Origin of the sequence: Microbacterium alkaliflavum, from assembly GCF_044325405.1 — a bacterium.
Lineage (GTDB): Bacteria > Actinomycetota > Actinomycetes > Actinomycetales > Microbacteriaceae > Microbacterium > Microbacterium alkaliflavum.
The window spans coordinates 59179-76251 of the sequence record NZ_JBIQWL010000003.1 but is presented as its reverse complement, the minus strand read 5'-3'; the positions used below and the strand labels follow the sequence as shown (position 1 = coordinate 76251).

The following is a 17073-nucleotide window of genomic DNA, read 5'->3' as shown; positions in this document are numbered from 1 at the left end:
CACCGTTGTCGGAGAATCCTGGCCGATCCGTCCGAAAACGGTCGAATCCTCCGACCGAGCGCCGTCAGTCGAGCGCCGTGACGTGCAGCACGAAGGCCTGCACGGGCCACAGCGTCGGCAGCTGGAGGCCCACCTCGGCGAGCACGCGGCCCGGCAGCTCGACGCCGCCCGACGTGAACCACTCCGGGGCGATCCACCCGTACTCCGCGGCCCCGATCTCGGTGCGGACCCGCGCGGAGTAGCGGCGCTCGGGGTCGAGCCATGACAGGCGCAGCCGCTCGGCCCGCGCGTCTTCGAGGCTCGCCACCGTCGCGACGACCACGACCGAGGCATCCGGTGTCGCGTATCCGGTGACCCGCCAGGCGGGGTCGCGGAGGTCGGCGTGCACGACGCGCCCGGTGTGCACCACGGGGCGCAGCTCCTTGTAGAGGTCACCGAATCGCCGGAGGGCCGCAGTCTCGCTCTCGTCGCACTCGAGGATGTCCCATTCGAACCCCGCCGATCCCATGAGGCTCGTCGCCATGCGGTACGACAGGGCCGTCGTGCGCCCCGAGCTGTGCGAGGTCGTCGGCCCGACGTGCGCGCCGACGAGCTCGGGCGGCAGCAGCAGGCCGGTCCAGCGCTGGATGTCCTGCCGCTCGACGGGGTCGTTGGAGTCGCTCGCCCATACTCGGTCGCACACGTCGAGGATGCCGAGGTCGGTGCGCGCGCCGCCGCTCGAGCACGACTCGATCTCGAGGGCGGGATGCCGCTCCTTGAGCGCCGCGATGAGATGGTAGACCGCGCGCATCTGAAGATGCCCGCCGGGGCGCCCCTCGTGCGTGGATTCGACGAGGTCGCGGTTGTGGTCCCACTTGATGAAGTCGACGCCGACCTCGCGGACGACGGCGTCGATCTGCCCCAGCACATGGGCGTAGGCATCGGGGTTCGCCAGGTCGAGCACGTATTGCGTGCGCCACGACAGCTCGCGCTCGTGGTCGAGGTGACCGGGATCGTGGAGGAGCCACTCGGGGTGGGCGCGCGCGACGTCCGAGTCGAGCGACACCATCTCGGGCTCGAACCACAGCCCGAACTGCATGCCGAGGTCGTGCACGCGGTCGGCGAGCGGCACGAGACCGTCGGGCCACACGTCGGCGTCGACGACCCAGTCGCCGAGGCTCGTCGTGTCGTCTCGGCGCCCCCGGAACCACCCGTCGTCGAGCACGAACCGCTCGATGCCCACCTCGGCCGCGCGCTCGGCGAGCGCGAGCAGCCGCTCCTGGTCGTGATCGAAGTACACCGCTTCCCACGTGTTGAGCACGAGGGGGCGAGGGGACGACGGATGCTGCGCCCGCGCCCGCAGCCACGTGTGGGTGCGCGCGGCGAGGCCGTCGAGGCCGGCAGAGGTCCACGAGAACGCGACGCGCGGCGCGACGTACTCGTCGCCCGGCGCGAGCACGACCTCGCCGGGACGAAGCAGCTCGCCGGCGCCGAGAAGCGTCACGGCGTCGGTCACCCGGTCGACGCGGTACGTGACGTCTGACGACCACGCCGCGTGCGCGGCCCACGCCCGGCCCGCCTGCCACAGCGGGGCGTGCTCCGACGCGATCAGCATCGTCGGGGCGTCGTGGCCCGGGCGGCCGCGGCGCGACTGCCGCACCGTCGACCCCGCCGGCATGGCCGTCGTCACGGGACGCTTCTCCCGAGTCCAGCGACCGTCGAACGTCGTCAGGGTGTCGGTCGTCGTCGGCACGGGGAGGCACGCTTCGAGCCACTCGACCTCGACGGGCTCGGCATCCCGCTCACCCTCATGGCGCAGCGCGTGCTCGACCCAGACGACTCCCCCGGCCTCGATCGACAGCCGGATCGAGAGCACGAGACCGGATGCCGCATCCCTCGCCGTGACGGTCAGGTCGGCGTCGGTCGCGGTGCGGCCCGTCTCGGTCCACCTCGCGTGGTGCAGGACGCCGGCTCGGCGCAGCTGCGCACCGGGTCGCCCGGTCCAGCCGTCGCCCTCGGCGGGCGAGACGGTCACCTGCCACGCGGCGTCGAGAGTGCCCGGAGGCGACTGGCGGCTCACGCCCCGCGCGAGCGCGGCGGCGTCGTCGCCTCGCAGCGCGCCGAGCGCCGCACCCCAGTGCAGCACGCGGGGCAGCCCGCGCGGCCGGTGCTCGACGAGCACCGAGACGTCGTGCGACTGGAGGTGGGTGAAGCAGGCGGTCATGCACTCTCCTCCGGCGGCGGGCGCTCGCCCGTGCCGCGTTCGACGATCCAGGTGGGCAGCTCGATCTGGCGGGTGAAGCCCGACGGGTCGCCGATGCGCTCCAGGGCGAGCATCGCGGCCCGCCGGCCGAGCTCGATCGGGTCGTACGAGACGACCGTGACGCCGAGCACGTCGGCGGTGTCGAAGTCGTCGAAGCCGACGAGCGCCGTGGTGCCGTCGTCGTGGCGGTCGCGGAGCACGCGGAGTGCCCCCACGGTGACGCGGTTGTTGCCCGTGATGAGCGCCGTCGGCGCGTTCTGGCCCGAAAGAAGCTCGTCGACGATGCCGTCGGGCTGGATGCTCATGTCGTCGACGAGCCGCTCCCATTGCGCGCCGTCGGTGATGCCGTGGGCGGCGAGCGCGTCGCGATAGCCCCGGAGGCGCTCGGACTGCGTGTAGACCGACGCCGGGTTGCAGATGTAGCCGATGCGGCGATGACCGCGGGCGAGCAGGCGCATCGTCGCGTCGTACACACCGCGCCTGTTCTCGAGCACGATCGAGTCGGCGACGAGATTGCGCGCGGGACGGTCGATCGCGATGACGGGCGTGCCGAGCTGCCGTTCGCCCTCGAGATACGACTGATCGTCGGCGACGGGGATGAGCAGGAGCGCGGCGATGCGCTGCGCGAGGAGGGCGTCCGCGACCCGCTCTTCGCCCTCGGCGGTGTCGTCGGTCGTGGCGACCACGAGCGCGAAGCCGTTCGCCGCGAGCTCCTTCTCGATGCCGGCGGCGACCTTGTAGTAGAAGGGGTTGTTCAGCTCGCCCATGATGAAGCCGAAGGTGTTCGTCGCGCCTCCCCTGCGCAGGCTGCGGGCGAGGGTGTTGGGGCGGAATCGCAGGCGCTTGGCGGCCGCGAGCACCCGCTCGACCGTCTCGGGAGCGACGAGTTCGCGGCTCGAGAAGACCCGCGACACCGTCTTCGAGCTGACGCCCGCGAGACGCGCGACGTCGTCGAGTGTGGCCCTGTTCTGCACCGTCATCGGTCGCCCTCCTTCCTCGGAGTGCGCTCAGCCTAGCATCGAAACGCTTGGATGACGACGTAGGACATTATGCAGACATCTGGCGCAGCATCCTGGAACAGTCTCACATCAAATCCCTGATGAACACCATTTTTCATAGAGCAAAATGCGATCGGACAAGACAAGACAGCGCTGTCATTTCCTGCTTGCAAACCGCGCCGAGGCGTGCGTAGCCTGCTCCTGCGACAACCCGCGCGACGATGCGGCGGTCCCCCGCGCATCCGGAGTTCAAGGGTGAACCTGACAGGAGACAACATGGCAAGGAAGGCAATCGCCGCCCTCGCGCTCACGGCCGTGGCGGGCCTCGCGCTCAGTGGCTGCGCCGGTGGGAGCGCCGGCTCCGCCGACGACACGATCGACGGCGACGTGAAGGGCGACATCAAGGTCGTCACGTGGCGCACCGACCTGATCCAGGACGGCACGTTCGACGAATACAAGAAGGAGTTCCAGAAGAAGTACCCCGACGTCGACGTGACGTTCGAGGGCATCACGGACTACTCCAACGAGATGCTCACGCGCATGAGCACGAACAACTTCGGCGACGTCGTCGGCATCCCCGCGATCCAGCCGGACCAGTTCTCGCAGTTCCTCGAGCCGCTCGGCAAGACCGCAGACTTCGAGGACACGTACCGGTTCCTCCCGGCCGCGAGCTACGACGGCACGCAGTACGGCATCGCCTGGGGCGGCAACGCCAACGGCATCGTCTACAACAAGAAGGTCTGGGAGAAGGCAGGCCTTTCGACCCTCCCGACGACCGAGGCCGAGTGGCTCGACGACCTCCAGCAGATCAAGTCGAAGACCGACGCCATCCCGATGTACACGAACTACAAGGATGGCTGGCCGCTCACGCAGAGCTTCGGCAACCTCGGCGCCATCACGAACGACGACGACGCCAACATGACCCTCGCGCACGACAAGGCGCCGTGGACCGAGGGAACCGACATCTACGCGATCGACTCGCTCACCTACGACACGGTCGCTGCCGGCCTCACCGAGGAGGACCCGCTGACGACCAACTGGGAGCAGTCGAAGGTCGACCTCGGCACGGGCAAGATCGCGACGATGCCGCTCGGCTCGTGGGCCATCTCGCAGATGCAGGCCGCGGCCACCGACAACGGCGGCTCGGCCGACGACATCGGCTACATGGCGTTCCCCGCAAACGTCGAGGGCACGCAGTCCGCCGTCATCGGCGGCGACTACAACCTCGCCGTGAGCAAGTTCTCCAAGGCGAAGGCCGCCGCGTGGGCGTGGATCCAGTGGGTGGTCAACGAGTCGGGCTACACCGACACGCAGGGCATGATCTCGTCGGTCAAGGATGCTCCGCTGCCCAAGAACCTCCAGGACTTCTCCGACGCCGGAGTACAGCTCCTCGAGATCAAGGCCGCACCCGCCGGCTCGGAGAGCCTCCTGGCCGACACGGCGAACGAGTCGAAGGTCGACCTCTACGGCCCGCTGTACCGCCAGAAGCTCATCGACATCGCCCGCGGCGCCGCCGATGGCGACAAGGACAGCTACTTCGCCGAGCTCAACGACCAGTGGGGCGCGGCCGTGCAGAAGCTCGCAGGCTGACGGAAAGGACGGCAGGACTATGTCGATCACCTCACCCGGCGGGGCTCCGGCCGGAGCGCCTGCCGTCCTCTCACCGGCTGTCGAGTCCCGCCGGTTCCGCGGAGCGATCCAAGGAACCGGCGGGGCCCGCCCGCTCGTCTCGGGCCGGCGCGCCTTCGTCAAGGGGCTGACGCCGTGGCTGTTCCTCGCGGCGGCGCTCGGACTGCTGCTGCTGTTCACCTACTGGCCGGCGGTCAACCTCTTCTACTACAGCGTCACCGACTGGGACGGCATCGACCGCACGAAGAACTTCGTCGGGCTCGACAACTACATCGAGGTCTTCACCGATCCGAAGATCTTCAGCGTCTTCTTCGTGAGCCTGTACTACTTCTTCGCGTCGTTCGCGCAGATGGCGATCGCGCTGTACTTCGCGACGATCCTCAGCTTCTCGACGCGATTCTCGAGCCTCTTCCGCGGCATCCTGTTCTTCCCGTACCTCATCAACGGGGTCGCGATCGGATTCGTCTTCCTCTACCTGTTCCAGCCGGGTGGGACGCTCGACACGGTGCTGTCGTGGTTCGGCGTGGCCGACCCGCCGCACTGGCTGGGCGACCCGGACATCGTCAACTGGTCGCTCGCAGGCACCTCGGTCTGGCGGTACACGGGCATGAACTTCGTGCTGTTCCTCGGCGCGATCCAGTCGATCCCGCACGACCTCTACGAGGCTGCGGAACTCGACGGCGCGAGCCGCTGGCAGCAGTTCTGGGCGATCATCTTCCCCGGCATCCGCCGCGTCATCGGGCTGTCGTTCATCCTCGCGATCGCCGGCAGCCTGTCGGTCTTCGAGATCCCGTTCATCATGACGGGCGGCGCCAACGGGTCGTCGACCTTCGTCATCCAGACCCTGCAGACGGCGTTCAGCTTCAGGCAGGTGGGGCTCGCCTCGGCGATGGCGGTCGTGCTGCTGGCAATCGTGCTGGTCGTCACCTTCGTCCAGCGAAAACTGTTCCCCGACGAGAAGGTGGACCTGACATGACCCTCACGGAGACCATCACGACGGGTAAGCCGCCCGCTCCTCGCGGCCCGGTCGGCGGTCTGACGCTCGGCATGCGCGTGCGCTCGATGAGCGCCCAGACCGCGAAGTACACGAGCCTCGTCGTCGCGGCGATCGTCACGCTTCTCCCGCTCACGGTGCTGCTGTTCGCGAGCTTCAAGACCAAGCAGGAGTACGGCACCACCGGACCGTTCGCCCCGCCGTCGAGCTGGCTCAACTTCGACAACTTCGTCACGGCGTTCACGAGCGGCAAGATGCTCGAGGGCTTCGTCAACACGACGATCGTGCTCGTCGTCTCGCTCGCCGGCACGGTGTTCATCGGCACGATGGCGGCCTACGCCCTCGACCGGTTCGCCTTCCGCGGCAAGAAGCTCGTCATGGGCCTCTTCCTCGTCGCGACGCTCATCCCGAGCGTCACGAGCCAGGTCGCGACCTTCCAGCTCGTCAACGGACTCGGGCTCTACGACACGAAGGCCGCCCTGATCCTGCTGTTCATGGGCACCGACGTCATCGCGCTCTACCTGTTCATCCAGTTCATGCAGTCGATCCCGATCTCGCTCGACGAGGCCGCCATGATCGACGGCGCCAACCGGTGGACGATCTACTGGCGCATCGTGCTTCCGCTCCTGCGACCCGCGATCGCGACCGTCGTGATCATCAAGGGCATCGCGGTGTACAACGAGTTCTACGCGCCGTTCCTCTACCTGCCCAGCGAGGGCCTCATCTCGACGTCGCTGTTCCGGTTCAAGGGACCGTTCGGCGCGCAGTGGGAGGTCATCGCCGCCGGCACGATCCTCGTCATCATCCCGACGCTCATCGCGTTCCTCCTCCTGCAGCGGTGGATCTACCGCGGCCTGACCTCCGGAGCAGTCAAGTGACCCTCACCCGCCGCCCGCTTCACGACGGCTGGACCCTGCACGCGGCCTCGGGGCCCGTGCGCGACGACCTCGTCGGCGTCACGCTCGACGCTGCCGTGCCCGGATGCGTGCACACCGATCTTCTCGCCACAGGCCGCATCCCCGACCCGTTCCTCGACGACAACGAGTCGGCGCTCGCGTGGATCGGGCTCGTCGACTGGACCTACGCGACGAGGTTCGACTGGGCGCCCGACGACGCCGACCGCACCGACCTCGTGTTCGAAGGCCTCGACACCGTCACGGCGATCAGCCTCAACGGCCGCGGGATCGGATCGACGGCGAACCAGCACCGGTCGTACCGGTTCGACGTGCGCGACGCGCTCGTCGAGGGCCCCAACGACCTCGTCGTGCGGTTCCGGTCGCCGATCCGCTACGCCAACGAGCAGAGCGTCGCGCTCGGCGTGCGCCAGCGCCCCTATCCCCTCCCCTACGACGCCCTCCGCAAGTCGGCGTGCAGCTTCGGGTGGGACTGGGGCATCGCGACCTACACGAGCGGCATCGTGAAGCCGGTCGGGCTCGAGTCGTGGTCTCTGGCGCGCCTCGCGCAGACGCGCGTCGTCGCGACACCGGCCGGTGAGGGCGGCACGATCGAGGTCGACGTGACGATCGAACGGGCGGGGGATGCCGCATCCGCTCCCCTCTTCGTCAGCGTCGCCGTGAACGGCCCCGGGCTGGGCGACGGCATCCTGCCTTCCGCCACGGCCGAACTGGACGGCGACCGGGCGCGGGTGCGGCTCCAGCTGTCCGCCGCCGAGCGCTGGTGGCCCGCGGGCTACGGCGAGCAGCCGCTGTACGTGGTCGACGTGCGGCTGCACGGCGACGGCCCGGAGCCGCTGGATGCGACGCACCGAGTGGTGGGCTTCCGCGACGTGCGGTGGGACACGACGCCCGACGAGTCGGGCACGCCGTTCACGCTCGTCGTGAACGACCAGCCGGTGTTCGTGAAGGGCGCCAACTGGATCCCCGACGACGCCCTCACGGTGCGGATCACGCGCGACCGCCTGCGGCGTCGCTTCGACCAGGCGCTCGACGCGAACCTCAACCTCATCCGGGTCTGGGGCGGCGGGCTGTACGAGTCCGACGACTTCTACGAGCTCGCCGACGAGCTGGGTCTGCTCGTCTGGCAGGACTTCCTGTTCGCGTGCGCCGCATACGCCGAGGAGGAGCCGCTCCGCTCCGAGGTCGAGGCGGAGGCCCGCGAGAACATCGTGCGGCTGGGGCACCACGCCGCTCTGGTGCTACTCACGGGCAACAACGAGAACCTCTGGGGCTACGAGGACTGGGGCTGGAAGCTCCGCCTCGACGGCAAGACGTGGGGCGCCCACTACTACTACGAGCTCTTCCCGGCCCTCGTCGGCGAGCTCGCCCCGCACGTGCCCTACGCGCCGGGCAGCCCCTTCAGCCCCGGCATGGGCTGGGACGGTGCGGCGCAGACCGGGCCTCACCCCAACGACGAGCTGCACGGCTCGATGCACCTGTGGGAGCAGTGGAACCGCCGGGACTGGCACACCTACCGCGACCACCGGCCGCGGTTCGTGGCCGAGTTCGGCTGGCAGGGACCGCCGGCGTGGACCACGCTCGTCCGCTCCGTCTCGGACGCGCCGCTGACCCCCGAGTCGCCGGGCATGATCGTGCACCAGAAGGCCATGGAGGGGAACACCAAGCTCACGAACGGGCTGCTCCCGCACTTCCGCCTGCCGGAGGACATGGAGACCTGGCACTGGGCGATGCAGCTCAACCAGGCGATCGCCGTGCGCACGGCGCTCGAGCACTTCCGCTCGTGGGCACCGCACACGCAGGGCGCCATCGTGTGGCAGCTCAACGACTGCTGGCCCGTCACGTCGTGGGCCGCGATCGACGGCGACGAGCGGCCGAAGCCCCTCTTCTACGGCCTGAGGAAGGCCTTTGCGCCGCGGCTCGTCACGATCCAGCCGCGCGACGGCGGCCTCGCCGCGATCGTCTCCAACGACACCGGCGAGGCCTGGACGGGCACGCTCCGGGTGCGCCGTCTCGCGTTCGACGGCGCGGTGATCGCGGGGATGGATGCCTCGCTCGAGGTCGCCGCGCGCGGCACGACCGCCGTCGTGCTCGACGCCACCTCGGCCACGGCCGGCGAGGCCGCGGCCGAGCTCGTCGTCGCCGAGATCGACGGCGTGCGCGGCGAGTGGTTCTTCGCCGAGCCGCGCGACTCGGCACTCGGCGCCGCCGACCTCGCGGTCGCGACGTCGGCCGTCGACGGCGGCACGCTCGTCACGGTGACGGCCCGCGGCCTCGTGCGCGACCTGACGATCCTCGCCGACAAGCTCGACCCGGCCGCCGTCGCGTCCGACGGGCTCGTCACGCTGCTGCCCGGTGAGAGCACCGGCATCCTGATCCGACACTCGGGAGATCTGGACCTGGACCGCGTCTCGGCGCCCGAGGTGCTGCGCAGTGCGAACCAGCTGGTGGTGCGATGAGCCTTCCGGGGGGACCCGTCTGCGGCATGACATGGGGGTGGGTCGGCACACGCGGCACCTGGGCGACGCCCGAGGCGGAGGCATCCCTCGCCGCGATGACCGAGCACGGCGTCACCTGGACAGCACTCGCCTACGCGGCGGTGCAGGCGACGCCGTTCAGCACCGCGATCCCGTTCGACGAGCCGCCGACCGTGACCGACGACGAGATCGTGTGGGCGATCCGCGAGGCCAAGCGCCTCGGGCTCAAAGTGTGCCTCAAGCCCGTCGTCAACTGCGGGGACGGCACGTGGCGGGCGCACATCGGCTTCTTCGACCAGGACGTGCCGGGCGAGCCGACGTGGGGCGAATGGTTCGCGTCGTACCGCCTGTTCCTCCTGCACGCCGCCGAGCTCGCCGAAGCCGAGGGCTGCGAGATGCTCTGCATCGGCTGCGAGATGGTGCGCGCCGACGCCCGCGAGGCGGAGTGGCGTGCCCTCATCGCCGAGCTGCGCGGCGTGTACTCGGGCCTCGTCACCTACAACTGCGACAAGTACCAGGAGGACCGCCTCACCTGGTGGGACGCCGTCGACGTCGTCTCGTCGAGCGGCTACTACCCCTCAGACGCGTGGGAGCGCGAGCTCGATCGCATCGAGGCCGTCGTCGAGGCATCCGGGAAGCCCTTCATCTTCATGGAGGCGGGCTGCCCCAGTCGCGTCGGCTCGGCGCAGCGCCCCAACGACTGGACCCTCGCGGGCGAGCCCTCCGGCGACGAGCAGCTGCGCTGGTATCGGGCCATGTTCGAGGCGTGTGCGCGTCGGCCGTGGGTCGAAGGATTCATGCTGTGGGACTGGCCCGCGGCGCTCCACCCCCTGGGCGAAGCGGCGTCGAACGACGACTATTGCCCTTACGGGAAACCCGCGGGGGCCTACCTCCGCGAGGTCTATTCAGTCATGAGCGGTGGGGAGCTGCGATGACCGGCATGCAGGTGCTCGCGATCGACGCGGGCCAGACGGGCATGAAGGTGCGGGTGGAGGGCGCCGACGTCGTCTTCCGGGGAATCGACACGCATGAGCCGCTGCTGCCGCAGCTCGCCGACGTCGTACACGGTGCGATCGCGCGCACGGGGTCGACGCCCGACATCGTCACGGCGGGCATCTCGGGCCTCACGGATCGCGACGCCGACGCCGCACTGCTGCTCTCGCTCGTGCGCGACACGGGCGTGCGCGCCGCGTCGCTCGCGCACGACTCGACGACGTCGTTCCTCGGCGCGCTCGGCGACGCGCGCGGCGCGGTCGTGGCCGCCGGGACGGGTGTCGTGACTCTCGCTGTGGGACAGGATGCCGTCTCCCGCGTCGACGGGTGGGGCTACATCATGGGCGACGCCGGCAGCGGATACTGGATCGGGCGCGAGGCGCTCGACGCCGTTATGCGCGCCTACGACGGACGGGGTCCGCGGACGGCCCTCACCGATCCCGTGCGCGCCCTGTGGCCCGACCTGCCGTTCGCCTACATCGACCTCCAGGCCGCGGAGGACCGCGTGCGCATCGTCGCGTCGTTCGCCGCCGAGGTGGCGCGGCTCGCGGCGGAGGGTGACCCCGTGGCGCAGTCGATCAGCGATCGTGCGGCGCGCGAGCTCGCGCACAGCGTGTCGGCTTCGCTGAACAACGTGCGCCGCCACGACGACGAGCGCTTCACCGTCTGCGCGATCGGAGGCGTCTTCCGCTCGCCGCGCCTGCACGACGCGTTCGCCGCCGAGCTGACGCGCGACCGGTACGACGTCACCCTCGTCGCGCCGCTCGGCGAGGGCATCGACGGCGCCCTCGCGCTGGCCGACCTGTCGCCGCAGCATCCGCTCTCCTCGGCGGTGCACCGGGCCGTCGCGTGACCGGGCTTCTGGCCGGCGGCGGGAAGCCGCTCTTCGGTGACGACCGGCTGCTGTTCGACGGCGGGCTTCCGCTCGGCGGCGGGAAGCCGCTGTTCGGCGGCCGGCTGCTGTTCGGCGGCGACTACAACCCCGAGCAGTGGGACCCGCCCGTCTGGCGGGAGGATGTCGCGCTCATGCGCGAAGCGCGCGTCAACACCGTGACGCTCGGCGTCTTCGCGTGGGCGTTCCTCGAGGTCGACGACGACGTGTGGGAGTGGGACTGGTTCGACGAGGTGATCGGCCTCCTCCACGAGGGCGGCATCGGCATCGACCTCGCGACTCCGACCGCGGCTCCCCCGACGTGGCTGCACCGCGCGCACCCCGAGATCATCCCGGTGGATCGCCACGGCATCCGGTATCACCCGGGCGGCCGGCTGGGCTGGTGCGCGAGCAACCCGACCTGGCACGAGTATTCGACGCGCATCGCGCGCCGCCTCGGCGAGCGCTACGGCGCGCATCCCGCCGTGCGCATGTGGCACGTGAGCAACGAGCTGGGCGGCGGAAACCGGCTCTGCTACTGCGACGCATCGTCCGACGCGTTCCGCGTCTGGACGCGCGAGCGCTACGGCACGATCGACGCCCTCAACCGTGCGTGGGGCACCGCCGTGTGGGGCCTGCGGTATCGCACGTTCGACGACGTCGTCGCACCGCTCGCGAGCGAGTCGGGCCACAACCCGTCGATGCTGCTCGCGTTCGATCGGTTCGCCTCCGACGCGCATCTCGGCCAGTTCCGCCGCGAGCGCGACGCCCTGCGGGCCGCGGGTGTCGAGACGCCGATCACGACGAACCTCATGCTCGACGTCGGAGGCAGCGTCGCCGACTACGCCCAGTGGACCGACGACCTCGACGTCGTGGCGATCGACCACTACACGAAGGCGGCCGATCCTCACCGTGAACGCGAGCTGGCGTTCGTCGCGTCGCGCGCCCGCGGGCTCGACCGCACGAAGCCATGGCTCGTGATGGAGCAGTCGATCAGCGCGGTCAACTGGCAGCGCCGGAACGCGCCGAAGGTTCCGGGCGAGGCGATCCGCGATGCCGTGCAGCACCTCGCGCACGGCTCGGACAGTGCCCTGTTCTTCCAGTGGCGCGCCTCGGCGTCGGGCGTCGAGCAATACCACTCCGCGCTCGTGCCGCACGCGGGCACCGACACGGCGCAGTGGCGCGAGGTCGTGCGGCTCGGCGGCATCCTGGATCGCCTCGGCGAAGTCGCGGGCAGCCTCGTCGAGCCGTCACGTGTCGCGATCCTCGCCGACATCCCCGCGAAGTGGGCGTGGGAAGAGGGCGAGAAGCCGCACAACGGCTACCCCATCGAGCTGTCCGGCCGGCGCTGGCACGAAGCGTTCTCGGCCCGCGGGCTCGTGCCCGACGTCGTCGCGCCGTCTGCTTCCGTGACGGCTTACGACCTCCTCGTCGTGCCCGGCCTGTACGCCGTCGACGACGCCCTCGCGGAGCGGATCGGGGATGCCGCCGCTGCCGGCACCACGGTGGTGATCGGGCACCTGTCGGGCATCGTCGACGAGGAGAACCGCGTGCGCACGGGCGGCTACCCGGGCGCGTTCCGCGAACTCGTCGGCGTGTTCGGCGAGGAACTCGCGCCGCTGCTCGAGGGAGAAGAGGTCGTGCTCGCCTCCGGCGCGGTCGCGGTCGACTGGACCGAGCGCCTGCGCGCCGTCGACGCCGAGATCGTCGACGCCTACGCCACGGGTCCGCTCGCGGGGCTTCCCGCCGTCACGCGGCGGCGGGTCGGCGCGGGCGAGGCCTGGTACGTCTCGGCCGACCTCCGCGACGGCTTCGAGGACCTCGTCGAGGGCGTCGTTGCGGCATCCGGAGTCCGCGCGAACGTGCCCGTCGTGGCGGGCGTCGAGGCCCTGCGACGGGTCGGCCGCGAGGCATCCTGGCTGTTCCTCATCAACCACGGCGACACGGATGCCGTCCTCCCGGCGAGCGGGTACGAACTCGTGGGATCGACCCCCGTGACCGGCAGCCTGGCCCTGCCCGCCGGAGCCGTCGCGGTCGTGCGGGAGGCGGAATGAGAAGAGCGGATGCCCCGGGTCGGGGCATCCGCTCTTCTCTCCCGTCTCGGAGACTCAGCGCAGCGCGTCGATGACCCCGTTGAACGTCGCCGACGGGCGCATGACGGTGCTCACGAGCTCCGTGTCGGGGTGGTAATAGCCGCCGATCTCGACGGGCGAGCCCTGCACCGCGAGGAGCTCGTCGACGATCGTCTGCTCCTGCGCCGCGAGGGCCTCGGCGACGGGCGCGAACACGGCGGCGAGCTCGGGATCGGCATCCTGCTTCGCGAGCTCCTGCACCCAGTACAGCGCGAGGTAGAAGTGGCTGCCGCGGTTGTCGATCGTGCCGAGGGCGCGGCCCGGCGACTTGTCGTTCTCGAGGAACGTGCCCGTCGCGGCGTCCAGCGTGTCGGCGAGGACCTGCGCCTTGGCGTTGCCGGTGAAGCCCGCGAGGTGCTCGAGCGACGCTGCGAGCGCGAAGAACTCGCCCAGCGAGTCCCAGCGCAGGTAGTCCTCCTCGAGGAGCTGCTGCACGTGCTTCGGTGCCGAGCCCCCCGCGCCGGTCTCGAAGAGGCCGCCGCCGGCGAGGAGCGGCACGATGCTGAGCATCTTGGCCGACGTGCCGACCTCGAGGATCGGGAAGAGGTCGGTGAGGTAGTCGCGCAGCACGTTGCCGGTGACCGAGATCGTGTCGAGACCGTGGCGGAGGCGCGCGAGCGTGTAGCGCGCCGCCTCTGCCGGCGCGAGGATCGTGATCTGCACGCCGTGGGTGTCGAGCGTCGCGAGCGCCTGGTAGACCTTCGCGATGATCTGCGCGTCGTGGGACCGGTTGACGTCGAGCCAGAACACCGCCGGCGCACCCGTGGCGCGCGCGCGGCTGACGGCGAGGCGCACCCAGTCGACGACGGGCAGGTACTTCGTCTGGGTCGCGCGCCAGATGTCGCCCTGCTGCACCTCGTGCTCGATGACGACCTCGCCCTCGGAGTCCACGATCTGCACCGTGCCGGCCGCGGCGATCTCGAACGTCTTGTCGTGGCTGCCGTACTCCTCGGCCGCCTGCGCCATGAGACCCACGTTGGGGACCGTGCCGATCGTCGTCGGGTCGAGGGGGCCGTTGGCGATCACGTCGTCGATGACGGCCTGGTAGACGCCGGCGTACGACGAGTCCGGGATGACGGCGAGCGTGTCGTCCTCGCCGCCGTCGACGCCCCACAGCTTGCCGCCGTTGCGGATCAGCGCAGGCATCGAGGCATCCACGATGACATCCGAAGGGACGTGCAGGTTCGTGATGCCCTTGTCGGAGTTGACGTACGACAGGCGCGGGCCGCGCTTCAGGTCGGCCTCGATCGCGGACGCGATCTGGTCGCCGCCCTCGACACCGCCGAGGCCGGCGAGGATCGAGCCCAGCCCGTTGTTGGGGGTGAGGCCGGCCTCGGCGATCTGCTCGCCGTAGCGGTCGAAGACGTCGCCGAAGAACGCCTTGACGACGTGGCCGAAGATGATCGGGTCGCTGACCTTCATCATCGTGGCCTTGAGGTGCACGGAGTAGAGGAGGTTCTCGGCCTTGGCCGTCTCGAGCGTCTCGGCGAGGAACGCGTCGAGTGCCGAGGCCGACAGGAATGTCGCGTCGATGATCTCGCGCGGCAGCACCTTGAGGCCGTCCTTGAGCACCGTCACGGTGCCGTCGGCGGCGACGTGGCGGATGGTCAGGACGTCGTCGTGCGCAGCGACCCACGACTTCTCGTTGCTCTTGAAGTCGTCGTGGCCCATCGTCGCGACGCGCGTCTTCGACCCCTCGGGGAACGCCTTGTTGCGGTGGGGATGCTTGCGGGCGTAGTTCTTCACCGACAGCGGTGCGCGGCGATCGCTGTTGCCCTCGCGGAGGACGGGGTTGACCGCCGAGCCCTTGATCCGGTCGTAGCGGGCGCGGACGTCCTTCTGCTCGATCGAGTCCGCCTCGTCCGGGTAGTCCGGGATGTCGTAGCCCTGGCTCTGCAGCTCGGCGATCGCGGCCTTGAGCTGCGGGATCGAGGCCGAGATGTTGGGGAGCTTGATGATGTTGGCCTCGGGCAGGGTCGCGAGGCCGCCGAGCTCGGCGAGCGCGTCGCCCACCTGCTGCTCGGGGGTGAGGTTCTGCGGGAAGGCCGCGAGGATGCGCCCCGCGAGCGAGATGTCACGCGTCTCGACGGTGACGTCGGCCGGGCGCGTGACCGCCTGGATGATCGGCAGGAACGACGCAGTCGCGAGAGCGGGCGCCTCGTCGGTGTGCGTGTAGATGATGGTCGATTCGGTCACCAGGAAGTCTCCGTTCGGGTCGCCGGCCCAGCCTATCGCAAGCGCCAAATTGTCTTGACATCGAGATACTTCTCCGTAGCACCAGGACTCGAGCGTGCCGGATGCCGCTGATCCCCGCTAACCTGTGCGCTATGGGTGACCTGCGACTTGTGGAACTGTCGGCGAGCACGATCGTGGCCGTCAACAACCTCTCTCTCAAGCCGGGCCAGGAACAGTTCCTCGCGCCCATCTCCTACGCCGTCGCCGGCGCCGTCGCGAACCCCGCGACCGCCTGGCAGCGTGTCGTGCTCGACGGAGACGAGGTCGTCGGCTTCGTCAGCGCGAACTTCGACGACGACGCTCCGGAGGAGCACTTCCGCTCCGTGCTGTGGCGCATCAACGTCGACGCCGACGACCAGGGCCGCGGCGTCGGCCGGTTCGCCGTGGAGAAGCTCCTCGAAGAGGCGCGCAAGCGCGGCAAGGACCACGTCGACGTCATCTACGAGGCCGGCGAGGGCGGCCCCGAGGCGTTCTTCCAGCGCGTCGGGTTCACGCCCGTCGGCGAGACGGAGTACGGCGAGGTCATCGCCGAGATCCGGCTCTAGCCCGGCCCGGGCCGGGGCCCAGTCGGAGAATTCGGCCATCGTCGGAGGAATCCGATCGATCGCTCCGACGTCGGCTGATTCCTCCGACGTGCCTTCTCCTCCCGAAGGCACGGGACCGCCCGCGCATCCACAACCTCCAGGGTTCTGCCACGCGCGCCTCGATAGCCGTCGCACCGTGGGCGGATGGACATCTCCGAATGGCTCGGCACCCGGGACGGCATCGCCCACCGCGAAACGGCGACATCCGCCGGATTCGGCGCCTCTGCGCAGCGCCAGGCGATCGCAGCGGGCGCGGTCAGCGTCGTCCGTCGTCAGTGGCTCGCGACCGACAGCGCGGACTCCCTGCTCGTCAAGGCCGCGAGCACGGGCGCGCGTGTCAGTTGCATCTCACTCGCCCGCCGAAACGGATGGTGGATTCCGGAGGAGGTGGACGAGAAGCCCCATCTCTGGGTCAATCCCCACGCACGCGCACCGCAGCTCGCCGAAGACGACGACACAGTGGTGCACTGGCGCCGCTCGATCGCACCGGCTCCCGCGCGACAGCTGGTCGACTCTCCCGAGAACGCACTCGCCCACATCTCCGGATGCGTGACGCGGGAGTCCGCCCTTGTGATCTGGGAGTCGGCCGTTCGCCGAGAGCGTCTCTCCGTCGACGCCCTCCGGCGCGTCAGATGGACGTCGGTCGCAGCAAGGGAGTGCGCGCAGAGCATCAACGGATTGTCGGATTCAGGCCTCGAGACGCTCGTCCTGGTTCGACTGACACCGTGGGGCATCCCGATCCGTCAGCAGATCGTGCTCGCCGGACACCGGGTCGATCTGCTCATCGGGGAGCGGCTCGTGGTCCAGATCGACGGCTTCGCGAACCACTCCACGTCGGCGCAGCGGACCCAGGATGTCGCGAACGACGCCGAGCTCATCCTGCGCGGCTATACCGTCCTGCGCTTCACCTACGCGCAAGTCATCCACGATTGGCCGAGTGTGGAGCGCACGATCGCTCGGGCGATCGCCGCCGGCGCGCACCGAGCGGCGTGACGTCGGAGGAA

The 17073-nt window shown here is 69.9% G+C and carries 12 protein-coding genes; 9 read left to right on the top strand and 3 right to left on the bottom strand.

Going from position 1 to position 17073, the window contains the following annotated elements; translation table 11 throughout:
• Positions 1–64 precede the first annotated feature (64 nt).
• Together ACH3VR_RS09430 and ACH3VR_RS09425 are read right to left on the bottom strand one after the other, a co-directional pair.
• Positions 65–2203, bottom strand: a complete 2139-nt coding sequence (locus tag ACH3VR_RS09430) for an alpha-galactosidase (protein ID WP_396640530.1) — start codon at positions 2201–2203, stop codon at positions 65–67.
• Positions 2200–3222, bottom strand: a complete 1023-nt coding sequence (locus ACH3VR_RS09425) for a LacI family DNA-binding transcriptional regulator (RefSeq protein WP_396640529.1) — start codon at positions 3220–3222, stop codon at positions 2200–2202. The genes ACH3VR_RS09430 and ACH3VR_RS09425 overlap by 4 nt, the downstream gene beginning before the upstream one ends.
• 294 nt (positions 3223–3516) lie before the next feature.
• On the opposite strand from ACH3VR_RS09425, the gene ACH3VR_RS09420 reads away from it, so the two are divergent.
• The 7 genes from ACH3VR_RS09420 to ACH3VR_RS09390 all read left to right on the top strand — a co-directional run bounded on the left by ACH3VR_RS09420 (position 3517) and on the right by ACH3VR_RS09390 (position 13172).
• The gene (locus ACH3VR_RS09420) at positions 3517–4830 is read left to right on the top strand and encodes an ABC transporter substrate-binding protein (protein ID WP_396640528.1); all 1314 of its coding nucleotides are present in this window, start codon (positions 3517–3519) and stop codon (positions 4828–4830) included.
• A 19-nt stretch (positions 4831–4849) separates the two neighbouring features.
• A complete protein-coding gene (locus ACH3VR_RS09415; protein WP_396640527.1) occupies positions 4850–5845 on the top strand; it encodes a carbohydrate ABC transporter permease in 996 nt (331 codons plus the stop codon).
• Between the two features lie 71 nt (positions 5846–5916).
• Complete coding sequence (locus ACH3VR_RS09410) at positions 5917–6741, top strand: carbohydrate ABC transporter permease (protein ID WP_397556495.1); 825 nt, start codon at positions 5917–5919, stop codon at positions 6739–6741.
• On the top strand, positions 6738–9236 hold the full coding sequence (locus ACH3VR_RS09405) for a glycoside hydrolase family 2 protein (protein WP_396640526.1): 2499 nt from the start codon (positions 6738–6740) through the stop codon (positions 9234–9236). The genes ACH3VR_RS09410 and ACH3VR_RS09405 overlap by 4 nt, the downstream gene beginning before the upstream one ends.
• Positions 9233–10189 carry a glycoside hydrolase family 113 gene (locus tag ACH3VR_RS09400; protein WP_396640525.1) on the top strand — a complete coding sequence of 319 codons (957 nt, stop codon included), beginning with the start codon at positions 9233–9235 and terminating at the stop codon, positions 10187–10189. Before ACH3VR_RS09405 ends, ACH3VR_RS09400 begins: the two co-directional genes overlap by 4 nt.
• Positions 10186–11100, top strand: a complete 915-nt coding sequence (locus ACH3VR_RS09395; protein WP_396640524.1) for an N-acetylglucosamine kinase — start codon at positions 10186–10188, stop codon at positions 11098–11100. Before ACH3VR_RS09400 ends, ACH3VR_RS09395 begins: the two co-directional genes overlap by 4 nt.
• The gene (locus tag ACH3VR_RS09390; protein ID WP_396640523.1) at positions 11097–13172 is read left to right on the top strand and encodes a beta-galactosidase; all 2076 of its coding nucleotides are present in this window, start codon (positions 11097–11099) and stop codon (positions 13170–13172) included. Before ACH3VR_RS09395 ends, ACH3VR_RS09390 begins: the two co-directional genes overlap by 4 nt.
• 54 nt (positions 13173–13226) lie before the next feature.
• Here the strand turns inward: ACH3VR_RS09390 and ACH3VR_RS09385 are convergent, their stop codons facing one another.
• Positions 13227–15446 (bottom strand): NADP-dependent isocitrate dehydrogenase, encoded by a 2220-nt coding sequence (locus tag ACH3VR_RS09385; protein WP_396640522.1) that lies wholly within the window; start codon positions 15444–15446, stop codon positions 13227–13229.
• A gap of 131 nt (positions 15447–15577) precedes the next feature.
• Between ACH3VR_RS09385 and ACH3VR_RS09380 the strand changes: the two genes are divergently transcribed.
• The gene (locus ACH3VR_RS09380) at positions 15578–16030 is read left to right on the top strand and encodes a GNAT family N-acetyltransferase (RefSeq protein WP_396640521.1); all 453 of its coding nucleotides are present in this window, start codon (positions 15578–15580) and stop codon (positions 16028–16030) included.
• A 183-nt stretch (positions 16031–16213) separates the two neighbouring features.
• Positions 16214–17062, top strand: a complete 849-nt coding sequence (locus ACH3VR_RS09375) for an endonuclease domain-containing protein (RefSeq protein WP_396640520.1) — start codon at positions 16214–16216, stop codon at positions 17060–17062.
• Positions 17063–17073: the final 11 nt, after the last annotated feature.